General features: G+C 69.2%; 24 protein-coding genes and 1 tRNA gene. 17 read left to right on the forward strand and 8 right to left on the reverse strand.

The window, feature by feature from the left end:
• Nucleotides 1–54: 54 nt before the first annotated feature.
• Complete coding sequence (locus PVT71_RS08165; protein ID WP_353471302.1) at nucleotides 55–1,743, reverse strand: acyl-CoA dehydrogenase family protein; 1,689 nt, start codon at nucleotides 1,741–1,743, stop codon at nucleotides 55–57.
• 146 nt (nucleotides 1,744–1,889) lie between these two features.
• Between PVT71_RS08165 and PVT71_RS08170 the strand changes: the two genes are divergently transcribed.
• Nucleotides 1,890–2,660 (forward strand): sulfite exporter TauE/SafE family protein, encoded by a 771-nt coding sequence (locus PVT71_RS08170; RefSeq protein WP_353471303.1) that lies wholly within the window; start codon nucleotides 1,890–1,892, stop codon nucleotides 2,658–2,660.
• 7 nt (nucleotides 2,661–2,667) lie between these two features.
• Here PVT71_RS08170 and PVT71_RS08175 read toward each other — a convergent pair whose 3' ends face one another.
• Both PVT71_RS08175 and PVT71_RS08180 read right to left on the reverse strand, forming a co-directional pair.
• On the reverse strand, nucleotides 2,668–3,093 hold the full coding sequence (locus PVT71_RS08175; RefSeq protein WP_353471304.1) for a PPC domain-containing DNA-binding protein: 426 nt from the start codon (nucleotides 3,091–3,093) through the stop codon (nucleotides 2,668–2,670).
• A gap of 66 nt (nucleotides 3,094–3,159) precedes the next feature.
• Nucleotides 3,160–3,330, reverse strand: coding sequence for a hypothetical protein (locus PVT71_RS08180; protein WP_353471305.1), 171 nt, complete (start codon nucleotides 3,328–3,330; stop codon nucleotides 3,160–3,162).
• 81 nt (nucleotides 3,331–3,411) lie between these two features.
• Between PVT71_RS08180 and PVT71_RS08185 the strand changes: the two genes are divergently transcribed.
• The 8 genes from PVT71_RS08185 to PVT71_RS08220 all read left to right on the forward strand — a co-directional run bounded on the left by PVT71_RS08185 (nucleotide 3,412) and on the right by PVT71_RS08220 (nucleotide 8,961).
• Complete coding sequence (locus tag PVT71_RS08185; protein ID WP_353471306.1) at nucleotides 3,412–3,603, forward strand: hypothetical protein; 192 nt, start codon at nucleotides 3,412–3,414, stop codon at nucleotides 3,601–3,603.
• 112 nt (nucleotides 3,604–3,715) lie between these two features.
• Nucleotides 3,716–3,791, forward strand: a tRNA-Trp gene (locus tag PVT71_RS08190).
• Between the two features lie 243 nt (nucleotides 3,792–4,034).
• Nucleotides 4,035–4,832 (forward strand): transporter, encoded by a 798-nt coding sequence (locus PVT71_RS08195; RefSeq protein WP_353471307.1) that lies wholly within the window; start codon nucleotides 4,035–4,037, stop codon nucleotides 4,830–4,832.
• 189 nt (nucleotides 4,833–5,021) lie between these two features.
• Entirely contained in the window at nucleotides 5,022–5,864 is an 843-nt protein-coding gene (locus PVT71_RS08200; RefSeq protein WP_353471308.1) for a UDP-2,3-diacylglucosamine diphosphatase, read from the forward strand.
• On the forward strand, nucleotides 5,864–6,997 hold the full coding sequence (locus PVT71_RS08205; protein ID WP_353471309.1) for a ceramide glucosyltransferase: 1,134 nt from the start codon (nucleotides 5,864–5,866) through the stop codon (nucleotides 6,995–6,997). The genes PVT71_RS08200 and PVT71_RS08205 overlap by 1 nt, the downstream gene beginning before the upstream one ends.
• Before the next feature lie 4 nt (nucleotides 6,998–7,001).
• Nucleotides 7,002–7,610, forward strand: coding sequence for a VTT domain-containing protein (locus PVT71_RS08210; RefSeq protein ID WP_353471310.1), 609 nt, complete (start codon nucleotides 7,002–7,004; stop codon nucleotides 7,608–7,610).
• Nucleotides 7,607–8,308, forward strand: a complete 702-nt coding sequence (locus tag PVT71_RS08215) for a glycosyltransferase family 2 protein (RefSeq protein ID WP_353471311.1) — start codon at nucleotides 7,607–7,609, stop codon at nucleotides 8,306–8,308. Before PVT71_RS08210 ends, PVT71_RS08215 begins: the two co-directional genes overlap by 4 nt.
• Nucleotides 8,309–8,355: 47 nt before the next feature.
• On the forward strand, nucleotides 8,356–8,961 hold the full coding sequence (locus PVT71_RS08220) for a CDP-alcohol phosphatidyltransferase family protein (protein ID WP_353471312.1): 606 nt from the start codon (nucleotides 8,356–8,358) through the stop codon (nucleotides 8,959–8,961).
• A 94-nt stretch (nucleotides 8,962–9,055) separates the two neighbouring features.
• Here PVT71_RS08220 and PVT71_RS08225 read toward each other — a convergent pair whose 3' ends face one another.
• Nucleotides 9,056–9,262 carry a cold-shock protein gene (locus PVT71_RS08225; protein WP_066104551.1) on the reverse strand — a complete coding sequence of 69 codons (207 nt, stop codon included), beginning with the start codon at nucleotides 9,260–9,262 and terminating at the stop codon, nucleotides 9,056–9,058.
• 449 nt (nucleotides 9,263–9,711) lie between these two features.
• Between PVT71_RS08225 and PVT71_RS08230 the strand changes: the two genes are divergently transcribed.
• Nucleotides 9,712–10,188, forward strand: coding sequence for a DUF2938 domain-containing protein (locus PVT71_RS08230; protein WP_353471313.1), 477 nt, complete (start codon nucleotides 9,712–9,714; stop codon nucleotides 10,186–10,188).
• A gap of 263 nt (nucleotides 10,189–10,451) precedes the next feature.
• Here the strand turns inward: PVT71_RS08230 and ettA are convergent, their stop codons facing one another.
• Nucleotides 10,452–12,107, reverse strand: a complete 1,656-nt coding sequence (ettA, locus tag PVT71_RS08235) for an energy-dependent translational throttle protein EttA (RefSeq protein WP_353471314.1) — start codon at nucleotides 12,105–12,107, stop codon at nucleotides 10,452–10,454.
• A 183-nt stretch (nucleotides 12,108–12,290) separates the two neighbouring features.
• Between ettA and PVT71_RS08240 the strand changes: the two genes are divergently transcribed.
• Together PVT71_RS08240 and dacB are read left to right on the forward strand one after the other, a co-directional pair.
• On the forward strand, nucleotides 12,291–12,920 hold the full coding sequence (locus PVT71_RS08240) for a nicotinate-nucleotide adenylyltransferase (RefSeq protein ID WP_353471315.1): 630 nt from the start codon (nucleotides 12,291–12,293) through the stop codon (nucleotides 12,918–12,920).
• A 53-nt stretch (nucleotides 12,921–12,973) separates the two neighbouring features.
• On the forward strand, nucleotides 12,974–14,578 hold the full coding sequence (dacB, locus tag PVT71_RS08245) for a D-alanyl-D-alanine carboxypeptidase/D-alanyl-D-alanine-endopeptidase (RefSeq protein WP_353471316.1): 1,605 nt from the start codon (nucleotides 12,974–12,976) through the stop codon (nucleotides 14,576–14,578).
• Nucleotides 14,579–14,593: 15 nt separating this feature from the next.
• Here dacB and PVT71_RS08250 read toward each other — a convergent pair whose 3' ends face one another.
• Entirely contained in the window at nucleotides 14,594–15,019 is a 426-nt protein-coding gene (locus PVT71_RS08250) for a tellurite resistance TerB family protein (protein ID WP_353471317.1), read from the reverse strand.
• Nucleotides 15,020–15,139: 120 nt separating this feature from the next.
• Here PVT71_RS08250 and PVT71_RS08255 point away from each other — a divergent pair, with 120 nt between their 5' ends.
• Nucleotides 15,140–16,717 (forward strand): lysine--tRNA ligase, encoded by a 1,578-nt coding sequence (locus PVT71_RS08255; RefSeq protein WP_353471318.1) that lies wholly within the window; start codon nucleotides 15,140–15,142, stop codon nucleotides 16,715–16,717.
• Nucleotides 16,718–16,903: 186 nt separating this feature from the next.
• On the forward strand, nucleotides 16,904–19,192 hold the full coding sequence (locus PVT71_RS08260) for a glycosyl hydrolase family 28-related protein (RefSeq protein ID WP_353471319.1): 2,289 nt from the start codon (nucleotides 16,904–16,906) through the stop codon (nucleotides 19,190–19,192).
• Between the two features lie 12 nt (nucleotides 19,193–19,204).
• Here PVT71_RS08260 and PVT71_RS08265 read toward each other — a convergent pair whose 3' ends face one another.
• Nucleotides 19,205–19,873, reverse strand: coding sequence for a hypothetical protein (locus tag PVT71_RS08265; RefSeq protein ID WP_353471320.1), 669 nt, complete (start codon nucleotides 19,871–19,873; stop codon nucleotides 19,205–19,207).
• A gap of 164 nt (nucleotides 19,874–20,037) precedes the next feature.
• Between PVT71_RS08265 and parA the strand changes: the two genes are divergently transcribed.
• Together parA and PVT71_RS08275 are read left to right on the forward strand one after the other, a co-directional pair.
• A complete protein-coding gene (gene parA, locus PVT71_RS08270) occupies nucleotides 20,038–20,679 on the forward strand; it encodes a ParA family partition ATPase (RefSeq protein ID WP_353471321.1) in 642 nt (213 codons plus the stop codon).
• A 25-nt stretch (nucleotides 20,680–20,704) separates the two neighbouring features.
• On the forward strand, nucleotides 20,705–21,547 hold the full coding sequence (locus tag PVT71_RS08275; protein ID WP_353471322.1) for a DUF6206 family protein: 843 nt from the start codon (nucleotides 20,705–20,707) through the stop codon (nucleotides 21,545–21,547).
• A 364-nt stretch (nucleotides 21,548–21,911) separates the two neighbouring features.
• On the opposite strand, the gene fsa is transcribed toward PVT71_RS08275, so the two are convergent.
• Nucleotides 21,912–22,565 carry a fructose-6-phosphate aldolase gene (fsa, locus tag PVT71_RS08280; protein ID WP_353471323.1) on the reverse strand — a complete coding sequence of 218 codons (654 nt, stop codon included), beginning with the start codon at nucleotides 22,563–22,565 and terminating at the stop codon, nucleotides 21,912–21,914.
• 104 nt (nucleotides 22,566–22,669) lie between these two features.
• Here fsa and PVT71_RS08285 point away from each other — a divergent pair, with 104 nt between their 5' ends.
• Nucleotides 22,670–24,859, forward strand: coding sequence for a primosomal protein N' (locus PVT71_RS08285; RefSeq protein WP_353471324.1), 2,190 nt, complete (start codon nucleotides 22,670–22,672; stop codon nucleotides 24,857–24,859).
• The last annotated feature ends 3 nt before the right edge of the window (nucleotides 24,860–24,862 follow it).

The following is a 24,862-nucleotide window of genomic DNA, read 5'->3' on the forward strand; positions in this document are numbered from 1 at the left end:
GCGAAAGGCCCCGCTGGGGGCCTCTGCATCGGTCGGACCTGTGCGCGGAGGCAATCAGCCCAGCAACCGCCGCGCGATCACCTGCGCCTGGATCTCGGCGGCACCCTCGAAGATGTTGAGGATGCGCGCGTCGCAAAGGATGCGGCTGATCGTGTATTCCAGCGCAAACCCGTTGCCGCCGTGGATCTGCAGCGCGTTGTCGGCATTGGCCCAGGCGACGCGGGCGCCGAGCAGCTTGGCCATCCCGGCCTCGAGATCGCAGCGGATGCCCTCGTCCTTCTCGCGCGCCGAGAAATAGGTGAGCTGGCGGGCGATCATGATCTCGACCGCCATCATCGCCAGCTTGCCCGAGACACGCGGGAAAGCGATCAGCGACTTGCCGAACTGCTTGCGCTCCTGCGCGTAGCGCATGCCGACGTCGAGCGCCGATTGCGCCACGCCGATGGCGCGGGCGGCGGTCTGGATGCGGGCGCTCTCGAAGGTCTCCATCAGTTGCTTGAAGCCCTTGCCCTCCTCGCCGCCCAGCAGGTTCCCGCCCTTCACCCTGAAGCCGTCGAAGCCGAGTTCGAACTCCTTCATGCCGCGATAGCCCAGCACCTCGATCTCGCCGCCGGTCATGCCGGGGGTGGGGAAGGGGGTCTCGTCGTCGCCGGGGGTCTTCTCGGCGAGGAACATCGACAGGCCCTTGTAGTCGGAGCTGCCGGGATCGGTGCGGGCGAGCAGGGTCATCACGTGGGCGCGGGCGGCGTGGGTGATCCAGGTCTTGTTGCCGGTGATGATGTAGTCGCCGCTCTCGTCCTTCACCGCGCGGGTGCGCAGCGAGCCGAGGTCGGAGCCGGTGTTGGGCTCGGTGAAGACCGCCGTCGGGAGCTTCTCGCCGCTGGCGATCTGCGGCAGCCACGTTTCCTTCTGCTCTTCGGTGCCGCCCGCGAGGATCAGCTCGGCGGCGATCTCGGAGCGGGTGCCGAGGCTGCCCACGCCGATGTATCCGCGCGACAGTTCCTCGGAGACGACGCACATGGACGCTTTCGACAGGCCGAAGCCGCCGTATTCCTCGGGGATGGTCAGGCCGAAGACACCCATCTCGGCGAGCTCCTCGATCACCTCCATCGGGATGTAATCGTCCTTGAGGTGCCACTCGTGGGCGAAGGGCTCGACCTTCTCGACGGCGTAGCGGCGGAACTGCTCGCGGATCATCTCGAGCTCGTCGTCGAGCCCGGTGCGGCCGACGGTGATCTCGGCGGCGCGCTCCTCCATCAGCTGCACGAGGCGGGTGCGGGCGGCCTGGCTGTTGCCTTTGGCGGCCAGCGCCCCGGCGGCCCCCTCGCGCAGCGGCGTGGCGGCGGTGGCGGGCAGGCCGAGATCGGTGAGGCGCACCATCTCGCCCTGGTTCATCTGGATGCCGCCGGCGATCTGGCTGAGGTACTCGCCGAAGGCGATCTGCAGGAGCAGTTGCTCGACCTCGGAGAACGTGCCCTCGGCCACAAGCCGCTCGGCCCAGCCGTGCATCTGGCGCAGCGACTCGGCGTAGGTGGCGAGCCAGGCAAGGCCATGGGCGGCGAACTGGTGCTCTTCGATCAGGCGGCCCGAGACGCGGCCCTCCTCCTCGATCAGCGCGCGGACCGAGGCGCGGGCCTGTTCGAAGACCTGCGCGACCGGAGCCAGCGCCGCGCCGGTCAGTTCCAGAAGATCGTCCAGCACCGTTCCCTCTTCCAGCATGCCACCCTGTCCGTCATGAGCCATGAATCATCTCCTCTCGTGCCACGGATGCAGATAGCGATTTTGCAGTCGCAGCGCAACAAAAATACCCAATGATGACATATAATGTTGCGATTATTGCTTGACCAATAGGGGCTGCCGGGCGGTTCCGCCCGTGATATGAGCAGCTTATGGACGCGCTCTTCACCCTCGTATCGCCGCCGATGCTGGCGCTCGCCTTCGCCGTTGCAGCACTGGCGGGGCTGGTCAAGGGCATGGTCGGCTTTGCCATGCCGATGATCATGATCTCGGGGCTGGGATCGGTGGTCTCGCCCGAGCTGGCGCTGGCCGGGTTGATCCTGCCGACGCTGGCGACCAACGCCTTCCAGGCCTTCGGCGAGGGGCCGCGCGCGGCCTGGGAGACGGTGAAGCGCTTCCGCGTGCTGCTGATCGTGGCCTTCGTGATGCTGGTGCTCTCGGCGCAGTTGGTGCGCGTGCTGCCGGTGCAGGTGCTGCTGGCGATGATCGGCGGGCCGGTCCTCGTCTTCTGCCTGCTGCAGCTCGCCGGCTGGAAGCCGAACCTGCCGAACGGATCGACCCTGCGGATCGAGGCGACCGTGGGCGGCGTGGCCGGGTTCATCGGCGGCATGTCCGGGGTCTGGGGCCCGCCCTTCGTGGCCTATCTCACGGCCATCGGCACGGAAAAGCGCGACCAGGTCCGGGTGCAGGGCGTGGCCTACGGGCTGGGGGCGATCTCGCTGACCGCGGCGCACAGCGTCTCGGGCGTGTTCAATGCCCAGAGCGCGCCCTTCTCGGCGGCGCTGCTGGTGCCGGCGATGGTCGGCATGTGGCTCGGGCGGCGCATCCACGACCGCATCGACCAGGCGATGTTCCGCAGGCTGACACTGATCGTGCTGACGGTGGCGGCGCTGAACCTGCTGCGGCGGGCCTTCTTCGGCTGAAGCCCCCTCACTCGAAGAGCAGTTCCGGGTAGCCGGTACGCGGATCGAGCGCGCGGCGGAAATGCACCGGCGCGAGGCCGAGGATGACCTCGGCCGTGGTGCGGACGATCGAGCCCTCGAGCAGGTGTCCGCCGAGCATCGCGCCCTTCGAATCCGAGACCGCGATGTGAAGGTGCGGGCCCTGTTCCGAGAAGGTGCCCGAGAGCGAGACGATCTCCAGCGTCACCTGCAGCGACAGCGCGCTGTCGAGCCCGGCCGGGCGCAGGCAGACGGTCGAGAGGCTGCCGACGCAGGCGACGACAAAGCCCGCGTGTTCGCGCTCGGCGACGAAGGCGGCATCGAGCGCGGCGCGCAGGTCGTCCCCCGGCAGAAGGCGCAGGGCGAGAAGCCGCGTTGCGGCCCCGGGCCAGGTGGATTTGAGATCGGCGCTCATAGTCCAAGAATGCCACAGCTCGGGCGGATTCCCTAAGCCCTTCGCGGCGCCGGTCGTGCTTCGGCGTCAGGCTGCGTGGCGCTTCAATCTTGCCGGGGCAAGGTTGAGGTCGGCCCGGTTGTCGCCGGTGCCGTGCAGCAGCAGGAGCGCGGTGCCGTCGGGCGGGGCGGCGCGCTGCAGGTGATGCGCAAGGCGCGCGGCCCCGGGCTCCGGGGCGGGGGACGTTCGCGGGCGCATAGCCCGGCGGGGCCGACTTCGGGGGTGCCCCGGCGCGCGGCTTGCTGCTAGGAACGGCACAGGCCGAGGCAGGAGATCCGCGTGTTCGACTTTTCCCATCCGTTCTTTCGCCCGCTCTGGCGGCGCGTGGTGATCACGCTGGTCTGCCTTGGCTGGGGCGTGGTCGAGACGCGCACCGGCTCGCCCGGCTGGGCGGTGATCTTCCTCGGGCTGGGGGCGATCTGCGGCTACAAGCTGCTGCTGGCCTACGAGCCCCCGGCGGGCGGCGAGTGAGGCAAGGGTGCTGCGCCGCGGGAGGGATAGGCGCTCTTCGCAACGGAAGCCGATTTTCGCGCCGATACCCTGTTGACCACGCCTGCAGAACCTTCTAGAGACCGCCGTATACAGGGGTATAGCTCAGCTGGTAGAGCGACGGTCTCCAAAACCGTAGGTCGCGGGTTCGAACCCTGCTGCCCCTGCCACGCACCGCAAGGCGGTGCACCCTCTCCCGCACATCTCCAGATCGCCTCACGCGCCATCCGCGTCTGGTTGCGTTCGGCCAGACGGCGCCTGCCATCTCCGGTCCGCCTCTCGCGTGGTCATGTTTCCGCCGGGGCAAACATATACGCGGAAAAGTTGTTTCTTCCCTAGGGTAAATTAGCCTAGTCTTTGCAGAGACATGTTCCCGAAGATTTTTCCCACACGATGCATTTCGGAGCGCTCCCATGACATACCTTTCCAGAACCGTTGCGGCCGGCGCCGCAGCGGCGCTTCTCGCGAGTCCGGTGCTGGCGCAGGACAGTTCCAGCGCGGAGTTGCAGAAGCAGCTTTCGAACCCGGTGGCCTCGCTGATCAGCGTGCCGTTCCAGTTCAACTTCGACGACAACATCGGCCCGAAGGGCAAGGGCGAGCGCTGGACGATGAACATCCAGCCGGTGATCCCCATCGACCTCGGCGGTGGCTGGAACCTCATCTCGCGCACGATCGTGCCGGTGGTGTCGCAATACAACCTGCCCGCGCGCGGCGAGGACAGCTGGGGCCTCGGCGACACCACGCAGAGCTTCTTCTTCTCGCCGGCGCCGACCGCGGGCGGGCTGATCTGGGGGGTCGGCCCGGCCTTCCTCTTCCCCACGGCGACCGACGATGACCTCGGGCTCGACACCTTCGCGGCGGGCGTGACCGGCGTGGTGCTGAAGCAGAGCGGGCCGTGGACGCTGGGCGTGCTGGCCAACCACCTCTGGGACTGGGACGGTCCCGCCGAGATCGACGCGACCTTCACCCAGCCCTTCCTCGCCTATGCCTACGACAACGGCTGGACCGCGACGCTGCAGGCGGAATGGACGCATGACTGGGCGAACGACACCGATTCCGCGCCGATCGGTCTCATCGCCTCGAAACTGGGCAATATCGGCGGCACGCCGGTCAGCTGGATGGGCGGGGTGCGCTACTACGCCGATTCCGCGCCGAACGGGCCCGAGGGCTGGGGCGCGCGCTTCGGCGTGACGCTGCTCTTCCCGAAGTGAGTCGGGGCCCGGGCCGAGCGGCTCGCGACCGGGCCTGACAGCCCGGCCGCAGCGCTCCCGGACGGGCGGGGAAGGAGGTACTGGGGGAGGGAACCCGTTGCGCTCAGGCGCGTTTCTGCACCTGCAGCGTCACACTGACGATACATCGATTCGCCATAAGGCGGGCGAACAGTGAAGGAACAAGCCCGGATGCCGAGATCTTCCGAGAACCGGAACGCCCGCACCCCTTACCGCAGCCTGTTCATCTCCGACCTGCACCTCGGGGCGCGTGCCTGCCGCGCCGGTCCGATCCTCGACTTCCTGCGCGGGGTGGAGGCCGAGACCATCTACCTCGTCGGCGACATCTTCGACCTCTGGCACGGCGGGCGGCTGCACTGGGCGGCGGCGCATGACGCGATCATGGCCGAGCTGAGGGCGCGGGCGAAGACGGGCACGCGGGTCGTCTACCTGCCCGGCAACCACGATGCCCGGATGCGCGCGCCGGGCGCCGCGATCGAGGGCTGGGAGCTGCGCGAGGCGGTGATCCACCGGGCGGCGGACGGGCGGCGCTACCTCGTGCTGCACGGCGACCAGTGCGACCCGCGCATCCTGCGCTGGCACTTCATGACCCGGCTCGGCAGCCGCGCGGATGCACTTCTGCGGCAGCTCGACGCCTACCTGCGCCGCCGCGCCGGGCTGACCGAGTGGGAGCAGAGCTTCGTCGACCGGGTGCTCTCGGCGGCGAACAGCGTGCTGGCCATGGGCGACGGCTTCGAGCGCAAGCTGACCCGGCTGGCGGGGGCGGCGGGCGCCATGGGGGTGATCTGCGGCCATTCCCACAAGCCCGGCGTGCGCAGCCACGGCGGGCTCGTCTATGCCAACTGCGGCGACTGGGTCGACAGCCTGACCGCTCTGGCCGAGGATTTCGACGGGCGCATGCGCCTGCTGAGCTACGAGCGCGCGCCGCTGCCCGCGGCGCTGCCGCGTCCGGCGGCCCCGGCACGCCCGGCAGAGGGCAAGACCGACGGCGCGCTGGCGGAAGGGGTGATGTGATGATCCTGGTCCTTGCGCTGCTCATCCTCGTGCCGCTGGCGCTCCACCTTGCCAGCGCGGCGCTTGCCGGCTGGCGCTACGTCGTGCCGGAACCGCGCGGCGCGGCGGGGCCGAGGCCCTTCCTGTCGCTGATCCGGCCGGTCTGCGGGCTCGACGCCTTCGACGAGGAGACGCTGCGCTCGTCCTTCCGGCAGGCCTATCCCGCCTACGAGGTGATCTTCTGCGCCGCGCGCGAGGAGGATGCCGCCGTGCCGCTGGTGCGCCGGCTCATCGCCGAGCACCCGCACGTTCCGGCGCGGCTGCTGATCGGCGAGACGCGGCTGACCGGCAACCCGAAGCTCAACAACCTGCTGAAGGGCGTCGAGGCGGCGCAGAGCGACGGGCTGGTGATGACCGACAGCAACCTGCTGCTCGACCGCGACTACCTGGGCCGGCTGGTGCAGACCTGGCGCGACGACACCGGGCTTGTCTCGGCGCCGCCCGTGGGCAGCCGTCCGGGGAACTTCTGGGGGGCGGTGGAATGCGCCTTCCTCAACGGCTCGCAGGGGCGCTGGCAGCTGGCGGCGGACAGCGTCGGGCTCGGCTTCGCGCAGGGCAAGACGCTGTTCTGGAAACGCGCGGTGCTCGAGGCCGGAGGCGGGCTCGAGGCGCTCGGGCGCAACCTTGCCGAGGACGTGGCCTCGACCAAGTTGGTGCGCGAGCAGGGGCTGAAGGTGCGGCTGGCGCGGCGGCTCTTCGCGCAGCCGATCGGCCGCCGCGGGGCGCGGGCGGTCTGGGACCGGCAGCTGCGCTGGTCGCGGGTGCGGCGCGATGGGTTCCCGGCGCTCTTCGTCGGCGAGATCGCGCAGGGCCCGCTGCTGCCGATGATCGGGCTGGCGGGGCTGGTGTCGGCAGGCGTGCTCGGCGGCTGGCTGCTGCCGTTGCTGCCGCTCGCATGGTACGGCGCGGAATGGGCGCTCTGCCGCGTCGCGGGCTGGCCCGCCGGGCCGCGGGATATTGGCGCCATGCTGGTGCGCGACCTCTTGCTCCCGGCGATCTGGGTGGCCACATGGGCAGGGCGCGGCATCTCCTGGCGCGGAACGGACATGGCTCCGGGCAGCACATCGAAGGCGGCTGCGGGGCCCGCGGAGTAGGACCTTGATCGGACTGGAAACGGTAACCGCCCTCATCGCCAAGGAAGGCCTGGCGATCCTCGCCCCCATCGCCATGCTCGAGGGGCCGATCGTCACGGTGATCGCCGCCTGGCTGGCGAGCCGTGGCCTGCTCGACATCCTCAGCGTGACGATCGTGGTGATCGCCGCCGACGTGGTGGGGGACATGCTCTACTACGCCATCGGCCGCTGGGGGCTGAACCGGCTGCCGCAGCCCTGGCTGATGAAGATGGGGCTGAACCGGGCGCGGCTCGCGGCGCTGGCGGGGCATTTCCACCACAAGGGCGGGCGCACGCTGGTGATCGGCAAGATCACCCACAGCGCCGGGGCGCCGATCCTCGTGGCGGCCGGGCTGGCAAAGATGCCGATCTGGCGCTTCTTCTGGGTCAACACGCTGGCCACCATCCCCAAGAGCCTGTTCTTCGTCGCGCTCGGCTACACGCTTGGCTCGGCCTACAGCCAGATCGACAACTGGATCGCCCGCGCCTCGCTGGTTCTGCTGGGCGGGCTGGTGCTTTTCGGCGCGGCCTGGGTGCTGCGCCGGGGGATGAAGGGCGGGCTGAAGACGGGCCTGAAGCTGGGAGGCAAGCCGTGAGCCCGAGCACGCTCAGCTGCATCATACCCGCCTACAACGAGGCGCCGCGCATCGCCGCGGTGCTGGCGGCAGTGCTCGATCATCCGCTGATCGCCGAGGTGGTGGTGGTGGACGACGGGTCGTCCGACGGCACCGCCGGCGTGGCCGAGGCCGCGGGGCAGGGCCACCCGAAGCTGCGCGTGCTGCGCCAGCCGGTGAACGGCGGCAAGACCCGCGCCGTTGCCCGCGGCATCGCCGAGGCGCGCGGGGCGCATGTGCTGCTGCTCGACAGCGATCTCATCGGGCTGGACGCCGGGCACCTCTCGGCGCTGGCGGCGCCGGTGCTCGAGGGGCGCGCCGATGCCGCGATGAGCCTGCGCCGCAATGCGCCGCTGCTCTGGCGGCTGATCGGGATCGACTACATTTCGGGCGAGCGGGTGATGCCGCGCGCGGTGCTCGCCGCGCAGATGGAGGCGCTGGAGGCGCTGCCGCGCTTCGGGCTCGAGGTCTTCATGAACCGGCTCTGGATCGAGGCCGGGCTGCGCGTCGCCGTGGTGCGCTGGCCCGAGGTCGAAAGCCCGTGGAAGCACGACAAGCGCGGCGGCCGGATCGCCGGGCTGCGCGCCGACCTTGCGATGATGGGCGACATCTTCCGCACCGTGCCGCCGGCCGAGACGCTCCGGCAGGTGCTGACCCTGCGCGCGCGGCGGGTTTCCTGACCCGCGCGGCTTGATCGCCGCGCGGCGCCGGTCCAAGACTTGCCGCCATGATCGACGCATATCTTCTGCCGCTGCAGCGCCGCCTTCTGCACCCCGCCGCCGCCGCGCTGCACCGCGCCGGGGTCCGGGCCGACCACGTGACGCTGGCGGGCTTCGCCTGCGGGCTGGCGGCGGCGGCCGCCGCGGCCTGCGGGGCTTACGGGCTGGCGCTGGCGGGGTTGGCCGCGAACCGGCTGGCCGACGGGCTCGACGGCGAGATCGCGCGGCGGGCGGGGCCGACGGACCGCGGCGCCTTCCTCGACATCGCGCTCGACTTCCTCTTCTACGCGCTCTTCCCGCTCGGCTTCGCACTGGCCGACCCGGGAGCGAATGCGCTGCCGGCGGCGGCGCTGATCGCCAGCTTCATCGGCACGGGCTCGTCCTTCCTTGCCTTCTCGCTGATCGCCGAGCGGCGCGGCATGACGGCGGCGGACTACCCGAGCAAGGGCATCTACTACCTTGGCGGGCTGACCGAAGGGGCGGAGACCATCGCGCTCTTCGCGGCCTTCTGCCTCTTCCCCGGGGCCTTCGCGCCGCTCGCGTGGCTCTTTGCCGGGGCCTGCGCGCTGACCACGGCGACGCGCCTGATGGCGGGCTGGCGGCTGTTCCGCTGACCGGCGCGGCCCTGCCTCCGGCCAAGCAAAAGGGGCGGTCCCGTTCGGGCCGCCCCTTCGCGTTGCGGGGGGTGTCCCCCGCGAATTCCGGTGCTCAGGCGAGCTGGATGTTCACGGCGCTTTCGCGGCCGTCACGGCCAGCCTGCAGCTCGTAGGTCACCTTCTGGTTGTCGGCGAGGCCGGTGAGGCCCGAACGCTCGACTGCAGAGATGTGGACGAAAACGTCCTTGGAGCCGCCATCGGGAGCGATGAAGCCATAACCCTTGGTGGTGTTGAACCACTTCACGGTGCCAGTTGCCATGGGATAAACCCCTTCCTGTCTGTGCGCTGCCCACGGAACTGTGGCAGCCCGGCGTAGAAACGTCTGTATCGATAGACTGCGTGCCGGGAAGGAACTGGGTCGTCGAATAGAAGCCTAGGCGGAAGGTAAAATGGCACGAATTGCCCCGAAATTCAAGGCGATTCGCGGAAAGGGCGGTGGGGCGCCCTCACCACCCACACAAAATAGTCGCTATTGGCGTCAAGGGCTTGGCCGAGAATCGCGGGCGACTCGCGGGGGCGGCGGGCCCGGATCGGCGCGTTCGGCGGCATCCCGGGGCCGGTGCGGTGTGCCAGCAGCCTCATGAACTGCAGGGCAGGAGGCCCGCGCGAGACGGGGCACCCGGCAGGCCCGGCTTGGCCCAACGCGCTGCGCTCTTGCGAACCGCCCGACCTTTCGGCAACCCTGTCGCGGGAACAGGGAGAAACGTGATGCAGCAGGTACTTGTCGGGATCGCCATGGGGCTCGGGGGAACCATCGCCATGGACCTGTGGCAGCTCTTGCTGCACCTCGTGCTGGGCTATCCGAAACCCGCCTGGCGCAACCAGGGACGCTGGGTGGTGCGGGCGCTGGGGGGCAAGGTCTTTCACGACGACATCACCGCGACCCCGCCGATCCCGAACGAGAGCGCCATAGGCTGGAGCTTCCACTACGCGGTGGGCATCGCCTACGGGGTGATCTTCATGCTGCTGGCCGGGCCGGGCTGGCTGGCGGAGCCGCGCTTCGCCCCGCTCTGGGCCTTCGCGCTGGTCACCATCGCGGCGGGATGGTTCCTGATGCAGCCGGGCATGGGGCTGGGCCGGGCCCTGTCGAAAACGCCCACCCCCTGGAAGGGGCGGGCGCTGGGTCTGATTGCCCACACCGTCTTCGGTCTCGGCATGTGGGCGGTGGCGATGCTCGCCACCTGAGCGTCAGATCATCGCCCAGTCGGTGAAGCGGAAGTCGGGCTTCTGCTCGGGCTCCGGCTGCTTGCCGGCCGTCTGGCGGGATTTCTGTGCGGACTGCATGCTCATTTCGAACTCTTCAGAATTTGCTGTTCACGCGGGCGGCGCGACATGACGTGCCCCCGCGGCGGGGCAGGTAATCCCGCCGCGCCGGAAACGAAAGACCCCACGCACGGTCAAGTGCGTGGGGCTGATCGCTTCGTGAACGAAGAGCGGCGGAAACCGGCTCAGCGCGTGAATTTCTTGAACTTCACGCGGGTCGGCTCGAGCGCCGCGGCGCCGAGGCGGCGCTTCTTGTCTTCCTCGTAATCCTCGAAGTTGCCTTCGAACCACTCCACGTGCGCCTCGCCCTCGAAGGCGAGGATGTGGGTGCAGATACGGTCGAGGAAGAAGCGGTCGTGCGAGATGACCACGGCGCAGCCGGCGAAATCGACCAGCGCGTCCTCGAGGGCGCGGAGCGTTTCCACGTCGAGGTCGTTGGTCGGTTCGTCGAGAAGCAGGACGTTGCCGCCCTCCTTCAGCAGGCGCGCCATGTGCACGCGGTTGCGCTCACCACCCGAGAGCAGGCCGACCTTCTTCTGCTGGTCGCCGCCCTTGAAGTTGAACGCGCCGCAATAGGCGCGGGAGTTGATCTGCGCGTCGCCGAGCTGGATGATCTCGGCACCGCCGGAGATCGCTTCCCAGACGGTGGCCCCTGCGTCGAGGTCGTCGCGCGACTGGTCGACGTAGGACAGCTTCACCGTGTCGCCGTAGGTGACCGTGCCGGCGTCGGGCTGTTCTTGGCCGGTGAGCATCTTGAACAGGGTCGACTTGCCGGCGCCGTTCGGGCCGATCACGCCGACGATGCCGCCCGGCGGCAGCGAGAAGTCGAGATCCTCGATCAGGAGCTTGTCGCCCATGGCCTTCTTCAGCCCCTCGACCTCGATCACCTTGCTGCCAAGGCGCGGGCCGTTCGGGATGATGATCTGGGCCTTGCCGACCTTCTCGCGCTCGGACTGGCCTGCCAGTTCCTCGTAGGCCGCGATACGGGCCTTGGACTTGGCCTGGCGGGCCTTGGCGCCCTGGCGCATCCACTCGAGTTCGCGCTCGAGGGTCTTCTGCTTGGCCTTGTCCTCGCGGGCCTCGTGCTCGAGACGCTTGGCCTTCTGTTCCAGCCAGCTCGAGTAGTTGCCCTCGTAGGGGATGCCGCGGCCGCGGTCGAGCTCGAGGATCCAGCCGGTGATGTCATCGAGGAAGTAGCGGTCGTGCGTGACGCAGAGGATCGTGCCCTTGTAGTCGATGAGGTGGTTCTGCAGCCAGGCGATGGTCTCGGCGTCGAGGTGGTTGGTCGGTTCGTCGAGCAGCAGCATCTCCGGCGCTTCGAGCAGCAGCTTGCAGAGCGCCACGCGGCGCTTCTCGCCGCCCGAGAGCTTGGTCACGTCCGCGTCGTCCGGCGGGCAGCGCAGGGCTTCCAGGGCGATGTCGATCTGGCTGTCGAGATCCCACAGGTTCTGCGAATCGATCTCGTCCTGCAGCTGCGCCATCTCGTCGGCGGTCTCGTCGCTGTAGTTCATCGCCAGTTCGTTGAACCGGTCGAGCTTGGCCTTCTTGCCCGCGACGCCGAGCATGACGTTGCCGCGCACGTCGAGCGAGGCGTCGAGCTCGGGCTCCTGCGGCAGGTAGCCCACGCGGGCACCCTCGGCCGCCCAGGCCTCGCCGGTGAAGTCCTTGTCGATGCCCGCCATGATGCGGAGCAGGGTCGATTTGCCGGCGCCGTTGACGCCGACGACACCGATTTTCACCCCGGGCAGAAAGCTGAGACGGATGTTCTCGAAGCATTTCTTGCCGCCGGGATAGGTCTTGGAGACGCCGTCCATGTGGTAGACGTACTGATAGCTGGCCATCGGTTCCTCCGGTGAAAAAGCTTTGCGGGCGTGTATGGCACCGCGAGGGGGGAAAGCAAATGCCTTGTTTTCCGGGATCCCGCGTGCCCCGCGGACAGCCGCGGACGGGGCCGGGAAAATTGCGGTTGAACCCCGCGCGAAATCCTGTGCCTTAGTGCAGACATTCCTGAAGGAAGGGGCGCAATGCTCTGGAATGCGTACGAGACCGGGTTTCATCTGGCGCCCGGACAGAGGATCGGATTGCTCGGCGGATCGTTCGACCCGCCGCACGAAGGCCATGTCCGCATCACGCTCGAGGCGCTGAAACGCTTCCGGCTCGACCGCGTCATCTGGCTGGTCAGTCCCGGCAATCCGCTGAAGGTCCAGGGCCCCGCGCCGCTGGAGGAGCGCATCGCCGCCGCGCGCGCGCTGATGCGCCATCCGCGGGTGATGGTCAGCGGCTTCGAGGCGCTGGCGGGCACCCGCCACACCGCCCGCACGCTGGCGCTGCTGCAGAAGCGTCACCCCGGCGTGCGCTTCGTGTGGCTGATGGGGGCCGACAACCTTGCGCAACTGCACCGCTGGGAGGACTGGCAGGAGATCATGCACCGCGTGCCCGTGGGCGTGCTGGCCCGGCCCGGCAGCCGCCTCGCGGCGCGCGAGTCGGTCGCGGCCTCGGTCTTCCGCCACGCGCGCTTGCCGAGCAGCGCCGCGCCGCTGCTGCCGCAGAGCGCGCCGCCAAGCTGGTGCTTCGTCAACCTGCCCATGTCGGACCTCAGCTCGACCGAGCTGCGGGCACGGGCCGGCCGGCGGACCGGCGGAAATGTGAAGTAGCCAATCATTCTGGGTGCTTGCTGCCCCTTGTCCGCATGGGTTAAATCGACATCATGAACCGCGGTCAGTCTCGTCGTCACTTCCTGCTCTCCCTTGCTGCATCGGGGCTTGCCTCGGCTGCTGCCCCGGCCTTTGCGGAGGCGCTGCAAAGCTCGCCGAGGCCGCGCGCGCGGGGCGATACCACCGTCAAGGCGCGCGGCGCGCAGGACACGCCCGAGGACCTGATCGCCAAGGCGCGGCTCGGCGACGGGGTGGTCGGCTACGCGGTGCTCAGCGCCGCCACCGGCAAGCTGCTGGAAAGCCATCGCGGCACGCTGGGCCTGCCGCCCGCGAGCGTCGCCAAGTCGCTGACCGCCGCCTACGGGCTCGACACGCTGGGGCCCGACTACCGCTTCTCGACCGAGCTCTGGACCACCGGCGCCATCGTCGGCGGCGAGCTCAACGGCGACCTTGTGCTGGTCGGCGGCGGCGATCCGACGCTGGACACCGACGGTCTCGCCAAGCTGGCGCGCAACCTCGAGGAGGTCGGCATCAAGTCGATCACCGGGCGCTTCATCGTCGATGGCGGCGTGCTCCCCTTCTCGCCGGTGATCGACACCGAGCAGCCGGTGCACGTGGCCTACAACCCCGCCGTCTCGGGCATCAACCTGAACTACAACCGCGTCAGCTTCGAATGGGAGCGCAAGGGCGAGGGTTACGATGTCAGCATGCACGCGCCCTCGATGGCGGGGCGGCAGGCCGTGCGCATGGCGCACATGGAGATCGCCGACCGCGCCGGGCCGATCTACACCTATGCCGACCTCAACAGCCGCGACGAGTGGAGCGTGGCCAAGGGCGCGCTCGGCAAGGACGGCTCGCGCTGGCTGCCGGTGCGCAAGCCCGAGCTCTACGTGGGCGAGGTGTTCCAGGCGCTGGCCGGATCGCGCGGGCTGCAGCTGCCCGAGCCGGTGATCGAGCACGGCGTCGAGACGGTGGACTTCATCGGCCGGGTCGAGAGCGAGCCGCTGCACGCGGTGCTCAAGGAGATGCTGAAATACTCGACCAACATCACCGCCGAGCTGGTCGGGCTCACCGCGACGCGCAAGCGGCTCGGTCATGCCCTGTCGATCCGGCAGTCGGCCGAGGAGATGAACCGCTGGGCGCGCGACACGATGGGGCTGACCCACGTCGCGATGGTCGACCACTCCGGGCTTGGCGGTGACAGCCGCGTCGCGGCGGCGGACGTGGCCATGGCGGTGCTGCAGGCCGAGCGCCGGCTGCAGCTGAAGCCGCTGATGAAGTCGATCACCGTGCTCGACAACCGCGGCCGCCCGGTGAAGGGCAATCCGCTCGAGGTCCATGCCAAGACCGGCACGCTCAACTTCGTCAGCGGGCTCGCGGGCTACGTCGACATGCCGAGCGGGCAGGGGCTGGTCTTCGCGATCTTCTGTGGCGACGTGCCCCGGCGCGACGCCATCCCCATCGAGGAGCGCGAGCGCCCGCCGGGGATGATGGAGTGGAACACCCGCGCCAAGATGCTGCAGCAGGACCTGATCCGGCGCTGGAGCGACCTCTTCCCCGATGGCACCGGCCCCGAGGCGGTGGCGGCGTCGAGCGTGACGCCCGCCGCGCAGACCTCGACGGGCGCCATGGCCTTCACGGAAACCGCGGAGCCCTGACGCCCGAAAGGCGCGTCAGGCGCGCAGGTGACGGGCGCGGGCACCGCGCTCGATTGCGGCGGCGTGCAGGCGGTCGATGTTCAGCTCGTAGCGGATTTCCTCGAGCAGGCGCAGCTCCTCGTCGCGCAGCGTGCCGTCGGCGGCGGCCACGTCGCAGGCCAGCGCATAGGCGGTCTCGTTCAGCCGCTCGGGCAGGTTGTCGCGCAGCAGGCCGAAGAGCGCGTCGAGCCCGTCCTCCTGTTCGAAGAGGTCGAAGACGAGATCGGTGATCACGCGCATCCGGTCGATGTCATAGTCGCTGAAGATCGGCAGCATGTTGACTGCGGATTCGATCTTCACCAGCTCGGCGGTGCGCATGTTCTCGTCCGAGGCCGAGACGGCGATCATCAGCGCGACGAGGCAATCTTGCGGCGTCAGCGGGTGCGGGGCGGCTTCGGACACTGGAACACTCCGGAAAAATCATGCTACCGGCAATTTATTGACCCCGTGCCCCGCCTGCAATAGGACGCGGGCGCACTGCCCCGTGAACAGGGGCGTTTCTTCCCTAAGGAGTGTTTCCTCATGTCCGAACTGCGCGATGCAGCAATGAGCTCGAAGGCCTGGCCCTTTGAAGAGGCTCGCCGGGTGCTGAAACGCTACGAGAAGAAACCGCCCGAGAAGGGATACGTGCTGTTCGAGACCGGCTACGGCCCGTCGGGCCTGCCGCACATCGGCACCTTCGGCGAAGTTGCGCGCACGACGATGATCCGCCGCGCCTTCGAGGTGATCTCGGACATCCCGACCCGGCTCATCTGCTTCTCGGACGACATGGACGGCATGCGCAAGGTGCCCGAGAACGTGCCGAACCAGGAGCTGCTGCACGAGAACCTGCAGCGCCCGCTGACCTCGGTGCCGGACCCGTTCGAGGAGTTCGAAAGCTTCGGCCACCACAACAACGCCATGCTGCGCCGGTTCCTCGACACCTTCGGCTTCGAGTACGAGTTCTACTCGGCCACCGATTTCTACAAGTCGGGCCAGTTCGACGAGATCCTGCTGCGCTGCTGCGAGCGCTACGATGATCTGATGAAGATCATGCTGAAGTCGCTGCGTGACGAGCGCGCCTCGACCTACTCGATCTTCCTGCCGATCCACCCCGAGACCGGCCGCGTGCTCTACGTGCCGGTCAAGCATGTGAACGCCGCCGAGGGCACGATCACCTTCGACGACGATGACGGCAAGGAATGGACCCTGCCGGTCACCGGCGGCAACGTGAAGCTGCAGTGGAAGCCCGACTTCGGCGCCCGCTGGGCCGCGCTCGGCGTCGATTTCGAGATGTACGGCAAGGACCACTCGACCAACACGCCGATCTACGACGGCATCTGCCGCACGCTCGGCGTGCCGGCGCCCGAGCACTTCACCTACGAGCTCTTCCTCGACGAGAACGGCGAGAAGATCTCGAAGTCCAAGGGCAACGGCCTGTCGATCGACGAGTGGCTGACCTACGCCTCGACCGAGTCGCTGTCCTACTTCATGTTCCAGAAGCCGAAGACCGCGAAGCGCCTGTGGTGGGACGTGATCCCCAAGGCGATGGACGAGTACCACCAGCAGCTCCGCGCCTACCCGGCGCAGGACGCGGCGGCACAGCTCGCCAACCCGGTCTGGCACATCCACGGCGGCGACGTGCCCGAGTCGAAGATGGTCGTGCCCTTCTCGATGCTGCTCAATCTCGCCTCGGCTGCCGGTGCCGAGGACAAGGAGGCGATGTGGGGCTTCATCCGTCGCTACGCGCCCGAGGCTGCGCCGAAGACCCACCCGGATCTCGACGCCGCCGCCGGCTACGCGGTGCGCTACTACAACGACTTCGTGAAGCCGACCAAGAAGTTCCGCGCCCCGACCGAGCAGGAGCGGGCGGCGATGGAGGATCTGGCGGCCAAGCTCGAGGGCTACGACGGCGCGGTCGACGACGAGGCGCTGCAGACGCTGGTCTTCGCGGTCGGCAAGGAGCACGGGTTCGAGAACCTGCGCGAGTGGTTCCAGGCGCTCTACGAGGTGCTGCTGGGCCAGAGCCAAGGGCCGCGCTTCGGCGGCTTCATCGCGCTCTACGGCGTGGCCGAAACCGCCGCGCTGATCCGCAAGGGCCTTGCCGGCGAGCTCGGCTGACCCTCCGGAAAGACAAGCTTTACAGGGCCTTCCCGAGCGATCTGGGAGGCCTTTTGCTTGTCCGGTCCGTTGCCGTTGCGCGCCGCCGGGACGGTGCTGCCGGGGCGCGTTAACCTTCTCCCTCTAGCTCTGTCAGCCGTGGGGCCGGCGCGAACCCGCGAGGCGTTTCAGAGCAGAGGTGCAAGCATGAATATTGCGGTGACCGACGGGGTGGTGCTGACCCCCACGCCATTTTCCGAGGGGCTGGATGTCTGGTCGCGGAGCGACGGGCGGCCGGGCTCCGACACCTACGACGGCTCGGCCACGGCGGCCTATGTCCCGGCCGACGCGGATTTCGCCGGCTGCCTCGAGCTGCTCAAGACCGATGCCACGCAGACGCTGCGCTACATGGGCCAGACCCCGATCCTGCCCGGCGTCTACCTGCGCATCACCGCGCGGGTGAAGGCGATCTCGGGCAACCTGCCCGCGGTGCGCATCGCGGGCTGGGCGGGCAAGGGCTCGGACGTGGCGGTGAGCGGGGTGCCGATGCAGGGCGCTTCGGTGGCGCTGACAAGCTACGGCGAGGTGGTCGAGGTCTCGGCCATCGTCGGCGTGGGATCCCGCCCGGGGGTCGATCTCGTCTGGGGGATGGAGCCCACCTACGGCCATTTCGGCATCGACCTCACCGGGCTCACCGGCGGCGTGGTGCGCATCGACGACCTGCGGATCGAGGACGTGACCGAGGTCTTCCTGCGCAAGATGATGGCAAGCGTGGACGTGCGCGACTACGGCGCGCTCGGCGACGGCACGACGGATGACAGCGCCGCCTTCGAGGCCGCCGATGCTGCGGCCGACGGGCGGCTGATCATCGTGCCGGCGGGGACCTATCACCTTGCCGCCTCGGTCACGCTCGAGAACCCGGTGCGCTTCGAGGGCCACGTGACCATGCCCGCCGCGGCGATCCTGTCGCTGACGCAGGATTTCCACCTGCCGGCCTATGCCGCGGCCTTCGGCGGCGACGAGGAACTGGCGCTGGCCAAGGGGCTGCAGTCGCTGCTCAACAATGCCGACCACGAGAGCTTCGACCTCTGCGGCAGGCGGGTGTCGCTGACCGGGCCGCTCGACGTGCGCGCGGCGGTGGACAACCGCGACACCTATTCCCAGCGCCGCGTGCTGCGCAACGGCCAGCTGCGGGCCGAGGAGAGCGGCGACTGGGCCTCGGCCAGCGTGACCAGCACCGCGACCTATTCGGCCTCGAACCAGTGGCGGCTGACGGCGGTCGCCAACGTCGCCAACATCGAGGTCGGCAGCCTTGTCACCGGGGCCGGGGTGGGGCGCGAGATCTACGTCAAGTCGAAGAATGTCGGCGCGCAGGAGATCACCCTGTCGCAGCCGCTGTCCGACGCGGTGGGCACGCAGAGCTACACCTTCACCCGCTTCCGCTACCTGCTCGATTTCTCCGGCTTCACCAAGCTCGAGAAGTTCGAGATCGAGAACGTGGAATTCCAGTGCTCGGAGCTGGCGAGCGGGGTCATGCTGCCGCCCTCGGGCACGGTCAACGTGATCCGCAGCTGCGTGTTCAACCGCCCCGCCAACCGTGGCATCACCTCGATCGGCGAGGGCTGCCAGGGGATGATGATCGATGGTAGCCAGTTCCTCAGCGCCGAGGGCGGGCTTGCCACCCAGAACCGGCAGTCGGTGGCGATCAACACCAACGCCAACGACGTGAAGATCCGCAACAACCGCGCCTCGCAGTTCCGCCATTTCGCGGTGATCTCGGGGGCGCAGGCGGTGATCTCGGGCAACCATTTCTTCCAGGGCGACGAGACCGGCAGCGGCATCCGCTCGGCGGGGATCGTGCTGTGCCTGCGCGCCTGCAGTACGACCATCTCGAGCAACTATATCGACAACTGCTTCATCGAGTGGACCAACGAGCGCGAGCCCGAGCCGGATTTCACCGGCGGCTTCGGCTTTGCCGGCCTGTCGGTGACCAACAACGTGATGCTCTGCTCGAACGTGGCGGACTGGTTCTCCTTCCTCGTGGTGAAGCCATATGGCACCGGGCACATGGTCAACGGGATCAATGTCTCGGGCAATCTCTTCCGCTCGGTCGGCGGCACGATCACCCGGGTCGACCGGGTCGACACCTCCTTCGCCGGGCTGAACCTCGGTGCGATGCGGCGGGTCTTCGTGCACGAGAACACCTTCCACAACATCGACCTGCAGACCGAGAACCCGCTGCAGGTGAGCCACGACCAGAACAGCCACGCCAGCACCTGGGTGGTCGAGACCGGCAACCGGCTGCCCTTCGGCGGGCAGGCCAAGGCGGTCGAGGGCCTGGTGCTGACCTCGCGCCCGCGCGATGCGGCCAACGTCAGCAAGTTCGCCATGCCCTATACCTCGGCGGGGCAGGGCAGCGGCCAGGACCAGGTCCACGTGATCTGGCCCGAGCCGATGCTGGGCGATCTGTCGTTGTCGGTCCGCATGGACAGCTGAGGCCCGCGCGGCTCAGAACTCGGTCCAGAGCCCCAGCAGCAGGCCGGCACTGGTGTCGCCGGCCATCCCCCAGCTGAGGCCGAGCTCGGTCTGCAGGCTCCGGCGCAGCGGAAGCACCACCGAGGGGGCGAAGCGCGCGAAGGGCGCATCCCCCGCCTGCACGCCGCTCTGGATCTGCAGGATCAGCTTCGCCTCGCGCGGCAGCGCGGCGCCGAGCGTGAGGTCGAGCTTGAGGTCGGTCTCGCCGGTGCCGCGCATCTCGGCCAGCAGGTCGGCATTGAGCCAGCCGCGCGCATGGCCGAGCCCGACCGAAAGCCCGGGCCGCAGCGCCGCCGTGCCCGCGATCCGGCCCAGCCCCATCTCCGCGGCAACACGCAGGGGGCCGGTTCCGAGCAGCGGCCAGCGCAGGAACACCAGCGCCTTGCCGCCGCCCGAGATCGACCGCCCGAGATCGGCGCCAAGCGCCAGGTGATCCCCCAGCCCGTAGTCGAGGAAAAGCGTGTCGTAGCGGCCCTGCGGCGCCTGCCAGCCCTGCAGCGCCACGTCCTGCGACCAGGTGAGCCGCGTCGTCGTGCTGGCAAAGCCGGTGCCGCGCGGCGGCAGCCAGGCCCCGGCCCGGCAGGGCGGCGGCGCGAGGCCCAGCAGGACGCAGGCCAGTGCTATCCATGGCAAGTGCCGCATCGGAGGCCTCCTGCCCGCAGACTGTCCGAAACGTGGTTAAGGGCGGGTGAACGGCGGTGCTGTCGAACGCCCGGCCCTTGCGTCACATGGCCACTGGACGGCTTGCCCGGTTCGGTTATGCTGCAGGTGCGAAGGGCCTCGCCACGGGGCCGGAAGGGGGCTTCATGACCGGATCGGTGATCACCGTCGCGCAGCAGAAGGGGGGCTCGGGCAAGACCACGCTCTCGGCCAATCTCGCCATCGGCTTCCTCGCGCAGGGCAAGTCCGTCGCGCTGGTCGACATCGACCCGCAGGGCAGCCTCGGGCGCTGGTTCATGACCCGGCTCGAGCGCGACCCCGAGGGCGCCGGCGGGCTCGAGTTCGCCACCTCCTCGGCCTGGGGCGTGACCTACGAATGCCGCAAGCTCGCCGCAAGCCACGACGTGGTGATCGTCGACACCCCGCCCAAGGCCGACAGCGACCTGCGCCCGGCGCTGCGCGCCGCCGACCTCGTGGTGGTGCCGGTCTCGATGAGCCATCTCGACCTCTGGGCCACCGAGGGCGTGCTCGACCTCGCCCGGCGCGAGAATCGCTCGGCCCTCGTGGTGCTCAACCGCACGCGCCCCGGCACCCGGCTCTCGGGCGAGATCGCCGAGGCGGTGCAGGCCATGGACGTGCCGATCGCCGCGGCGCAGCTCGCCAACCGGGTCGGCTATGCCGAGGCCTTCGGCCGCGGACAGAGCGCCGCCGAGGGCCGCCGGACCCCGGCCCGCGACGAGATCGCCGCGCTGACCGCAGAGGTGGCGGAGGCGCTGGCAAACGGGTAAAGCGGGCGGCAACAGGAGATTTGTCATGACCGACCACGCCGCGCTTGCCGAGACGATCCGCCGCCACCAGCAGGGCCAGGGCCAGCCGATCTCGCGCCTCGGCTATTTCTGCGCGCCCTTCCGCCCGGTGGATGGGCCCTTCGCCGACAAGGTGGTCAAGGTCTACCGCGGGCTGCCCGACGGCGCGGCGCTGGAGCGGCTGGCGCGGGCGCATGACGCCTATGTCGCGGCGCTGCAGCAGACCGGCGTGCCGCTGCCGCAGACCGAGTTCCTGCTGATGCAGACCGGGCAGGGCCGCGTGCCGGTGATCCTGCAGGAGGCATTGCCTGAAAGCGCGCTGATGCGCCCGCGGATGCAGCGCGAGGATCTCGCCTCGACGCTGGCGATGATGGAAAGCGCCGGGCAGGTGATCGCGCAGTTCTGGAACAACGCGGACCGGATCGAGGGCCGCGTCGGCTTCCACCCCTCGATCCGCAACTTCGCCGTGGTCGACGGGCAGGCGATCTTCTTCGACACCTTCCCGCCGCTGATCGGCTATTCCCGCGAGGAAATGGGCGAGCTCTTGCTGCAATTCTCGGAAAAGCGCCTGATGCGCTGGGTCGGGCCGTTCCTGAAGTCCAAGGTCACCGGCATCCAGGACGAGTGGTACTCGGCCCCCGAGACGCTGGTCGGCCTCGTCGGCTCGGCCTGCCGGCTGCGCCCCGAACACGCCGACGCCTATCTCGACTGGGGCCGCGACTTCGCGCCGCGCGCCATGCCGCGCTTTGCCGAGGAGGCGCTCGAGGGGCTCTCGCAGCCGCCGCGCCTGCCGGGTTACTGGACCGGCTTCCGCAAGCTGCTGGGCCTGCAGGGCGAGCCCAACCTCTGACGCCTGCGCGGGCCCCGAGGGCGGGCCTGCGTATTTGAAAAGAGAAGAAGATGCGGGCGCGGCGCGAATTTCCGCGTTTGGTAACCTTGGGTTAACCGCTTCTGCGGCAGTCTGGGGATGCGGTACAGGCTGGCGAGCCGATGACCGCAAGAGGAGAAGCCCCGCGCCCCGGCCTGCCGAAGTCCCTCCAAGATCACGGTCGCCGGGGGCGGGGTGGACTTTCCCACCCGTCTTTCTTCTCTTTCAAAATACGCAAGGCGCGCCGCGGACACCGGGCGCGGCGCCAGAAAAGCAAAGGCCCGCCTCCTTGCCGGAGGCGGGCCTTGTCGTTCCCGCGGGGCGCTTGCGGCCCCGGGTCGCGCGATCAGACGATCTTGATGCCGGCCTTCTCGGCGTCGGCGAGGAAGGCGGCGAGGCCCTTGTCGGTCAGCACGTGGTTCGCCATCGCCTTGATCACCGACGGCGGCGCGGTGCAGACATCGGCGCCGATCTTGGCGCAGTCCGACATGTGGTTGGCCGAACGGATCGAGGCCGCCAGCACCTGGGTCTCGTAGCCGTAGTTGTCGTAGATCTGGCGGATGTCGGCGATCAGCTGCAGCCCGTCGAGGTTCAGGTCATCGAGGCGGCCGATGAACGGCGAGATGAAGGTCGCGCCGGCCTTGGCGGCGAGCAGTGCCTGGTTGGCCGAGAAGCAGAGCGTCACGTTGACCATGTTGCCCTCTTCCGAGAGCACCTTGCAGGCCTTGAGCCCGTCCCAGGTCAGCGGCACCTTCACGGCGATGTTCGGCGCGATCTCGGCCAGCTTGCGGCCCTCGGCGATCATCGCCTCGGCTTCGGTCGCGACCACTTCGGCGGACACGGGGCCGGGCACCATGTCGCAGATTTCCTTGGTGACCTCGAGGATGTCGCGACCGGACTTGGCGATCAGCGACGGGTTGGTGGTGACGCCATCCACCATGCCGAGCTCGTGAAGCTCGCGGATTGCGTCCACGTCGGCGGTGTCGACAAAGAATTTCATCTCAGTAAGCCCTCCAGGCTTGGCTTGGCATTCGCTCGCGCCTGTCTTACCTCATGCAGGGAAGGGCTGAAACCCTTGACGACACGCTCAGGGACCGGCCCCGCATGGATGATTTCTACGACGAAGGCACGCTCATCTCGGTGCTGACCACGCAGCCGCTGGACCGGCTGCTGGACTACAAGGCACCGGCGGGCGGCTGTCCGCAGGGGGCCTATGTCGAGGTGCCGCTCGGGCCGCGCAAGGTGCTGGGCGTGGTCTGGGGACCGGGGCAGGGCGGCTTCGATCCCGCCAAGGTGCGCGCCGCCTTCCGCGTGCTCGACGCGCCGACGATGCGCGCCGAGCTGCGCGATTTCCTCGAACGCTCGGCCGATTACACGCTGACCCCGCGCACCGCCATGCTGCGCCTTGCCACCCGCGCGCCGGGGCTGGGCGAGCCGCCCTCGATGCGCAAGATCTACCGCAAGGGCGACAGCGAGCCCGACCGGATGACCGACGCCCGCCGCCGGGTGCTCGAGGTGCTGGACGAGATGGGCGGGCTCTCGCTGACCCTCAAGGAACTGGCCGAGGCTGCCGGGGTCACCACCTCGGTGGTCAAGGGGCTGGCCAAGCAGGGCGCGGTGCGCGAGGAGGAGGCGCCGCGCGACGTGCCCTTCTTCCGGCTCGACCCGGACCACGGCGGCAAGGAGCTGACCGAGGACCAGGCGGCGGCGGCGGAGGTGCTGCGCGAAGGGGTGCGGTCGGGAAAATACGGCACGGTGCTGCTCAAGGGTGTGACCGGCTCGGGCAAGACCGAGGTCTACCTCGAGGCGGTGGCCGAATGCCTGCGCAAGGGCCGGCAGGCGCTGGTGCTGCTGCCCGAGATCGCGCTCACCTCGGAATTCCTGACCCGCGTCGAGGCGCGCTTCGGCGCGCGGCCCGCCGAGTGGCACTCGGGCGTCACCGTGACCGAGCGGCGGCGGGTCTGGCGGCAGGTGGCCGAGGGCGGCGCGCAGCTGGTGGTCGGCGCGCGTTCGGCGCTCTTCCTGCCGTTCCGCGACCTTGGCCTCACCGTCGTCGACGAGGAACACGACACCTCCTACAAGCAGGAGGAGGGCGTGCTCTACAACGCCCGCGACATGGCGGTGCTGCGCGCCTCGATCTGTTCCGGGCGGGTGGTGCTGGCCTCGGCGACCCCCTCGCTCGAGAGCTGGGCAAATGCCGACGCGGGCAAGTACCAGCGGCTCGACCTCGTCTCGCGCTTCGGCCCGGCGGTGATGCCGCAGATGCGCGCGCTCGACATGCGCGCCGAGGATCTGCCGGGCAGCCGCTGGATCTCGCCCTCGCTGCAGGCGGCGGTGAAGCGGCGGATCGCGCAGGGCGAGCAGTCGCTGCTCTTCCTCAACCGGCGCGGCTATGCCCCGGTCACCATCTGCCGCGCCTGCGGCCACCAGATCGCCTGCCCGCATTGCGACGCGCGCATGGTCGAGCACCGCTTCCAGCAGCGGCTGATCTGCCACCAGTGCGGCGAGAGCACGCCGAAGCCCGAGAAATGCCCCTCCTGCGAGGTCGAGGGCAAGCTCGCGGCGGTCGGGCCGGGGGTCGAGCGGCTGGCCGAGGAGGCGGCGGAGGTCTTCCCCGACGCCCGGCTCGCGGTGCTCTCGTCGGACCTCTTCGGTTCGGCCCGGCAGCTGAAGGACGAGATCGAGAAGATCGCCACGGGCGGCGCCGACATCGTCATCGGCACGCAGCTGGTGGCCAAGGGGCACAACTTCCCCAACCTCACGCTGGTGGGGGTGATCGACGCCGATCTTGGCTTGCAGGGCTCGGACCTGCGCGCGGCGGAGCGGACGTTCCAGCTGATGCGGCAGGTGGCGGGGCGCGCCGGGCGGGCCGAGAAGCCGGGCACGGCGCTCCTGCAGACCTTCCAGCCCGAGCACCCGGTGATCCGCGCCATCCTCTCGGGCGACGAGGAAGGGTTCTGGAAGGCCGAGGCGGACGAGCGCCGTATCGCCGGGATGCCGCCCTATGGCCGCCTCGCGGGGGTGATCCTGTCGTCGACCGAGGTGCAGGAGGTGTTCGACCTCGGTGCCGCCATGGCGCGGCAGGACGGGCCGCTGCGGCGGATCGGGGCGCAGGTCTACGGTCCCGCGCCGGCGCCGATCGCCCGGGTGCGCGGAAGGCACCGGGTTCGGCTGCTGGTCAAGGCGCCGAAGGGCGTGGCGCTGCAGGCGGCGCTCGCCGAATGGGCCGGGCAGTTCCGCCTGAAGGGCGAGCTGCGCATGGCGATCGACATCGACCCGCAGAGCTTTTTCTGACGC

It is taken from the genome of Salipiger sp. H15 (assembly GCF_040409955.1).
Taxonomy (GTDB): Bacteria; Pseudomonadota; Alphaproteobacteria; order Rhodobacterales; family Rhodobacteraceae; genus Salipiger.

Excerpts from the sequence above, each read along its gene's own strand:
- PVT71_RS08165 (WP_353471302.1), bottom strand. The coding sequence starts at position 1,743 with ATGGCTCATGACGGACAGGGTGGCATGCTGGAAGAGGGAACGGTGCTG.
- PVT71_RS08170 (WP_353471303.1), top strand. The coding sequence starts at position 1,890 with ATGGACGCGCTCTTCACCCTCGTATCGCCGCCGATGCTGGCGCTCGCC.
- PVT71_RS08175 (WP_353471304.1), bottom strand. The coding sequence starts at position 3,093 with ATGAGCGCCGATCTCAAATCCACCTGGCCCGGGGCCGCAACGCGGCTT.
- PVT71_RS08180 (WP_353471305.1), bottom strand. The coding sequence starts at position 3,330 with ATGCGCCCGCGAACGTCCCCCGCCCCGGAGCCCGGGGCCGCGCGCCTT.
- PVT71_RS08195 (WP_353471307.1), top strand. The coding sequence starts at position 4,035 with ATGACATACCTTTCCAGAACCGTTGCGGCCGGCGCCGCAGCGGCGCTT.
- PVT71_RS08200 (WP_353471308.1), top strand. The coding sequence starts at position 5,022 with ATGCCGAGATCTTCCGAGAACCGGAACGCCCGCACCCCTTACCGCAGC.
- PVT71_RS08205 (WP_353471309.1), top strand. The coding sequence starts at position 5,864 with ATGATCCTGGTCCTTGCGCTGCTCATCCTCGTGCCGCTGGCGCTCCAC.
- PVT71_RS08220 (WP_353471312.1), top strand. The coding sequence starts at position 8,356 with ATGATCGACGCATATCTTCTGCCGCTGCAGCGCCGCCTTCTGCACCCC.
- PVT71_RS08225 (WP_066104551.1), bottom strand. The coding sequence starts at position 9,262 with ATGGCAACTGGCACCGTGAAGTGGTTCAACACCACCAAGGGTTATGGC.
- PVT71_RS08230 (WP_353471313.1), top strand. The coding sequence starts at position 9,712 with ATGCAGCAGGTACTTGTCGGGATCGCCATGGGGCTCGGGGGAACCATC.
- ettA (WP_353471314.1), bottom strand. The coding sequence starts at position 12,107 with ATGGCCAGCTATCAGTACGTCTACCACATGGACGGCGTCTCCAAGACC.
- PVT71_RS08240 (WP_353471315.1), top strand. The coding sequence starts at position 12,291 with ATGCTCTGGAATGCGTACGAGACCGGGTTTCATCTGGCGCCCGGACAG.
- dacB (WP_353471316.1), top strand. The coding sequence starts at position 12,974 with ATGAACCGCGGTCAGTCTCGTCGTCACTTCCTGCTCTCCCTTGCTGCA.
- PVT71_RS08255 (WP_353471318.1), top strand. The coding sequence starts at position 15,140 with ATGTCCGAACTGCGCGATGCAGCAATGAGCTCGAAGGCCTGGCCCTTT.
- PVT71_RS08260 (WP_353471319.1), top strand. The coding sequence starts at position 16,904 with ATGAATATTGCGGTGACCGACGGGGTGGTGCTGACCCCCACGCCATTT.
- PVT71_RS08265 (WP_353471320.1), bottom strand. The coding sequence starts at position 19,873 with ATGCGGCACTTGCCATGGATAGCACTGGCCTGCGTCCTGCTGGGCCTC.
- parA (WP_353471321.1), top strand. The coding sequence starts at position 20,038 with ATGACCGGATCGGTGATCACCGTCGCGCAGCAGAAGGGGGGCTCGGGC.
- PVT71_RS08275 (WP_353471322.1), top strand. The coding sequence starts at position 20,705 with ATGACCGACCACGCCGCGCTTGCCGAGACGATCCGCCGCCACCAGCAG.
- fsa (WP_353471323.1), bottom strand. The coding sequence starts at position 22,565 with ATGAAATTCTTTGTCGACACCGCCGACGTGGACGCAATCCGCGAGCTT.
- PVT71_RS08285 (WP_353471324.1), top strand. The coding sequence starts at position 22,670 with ATGGATGATTTCTACGACGAAGGCACGCTCATCTCGGTGCTGACCACG.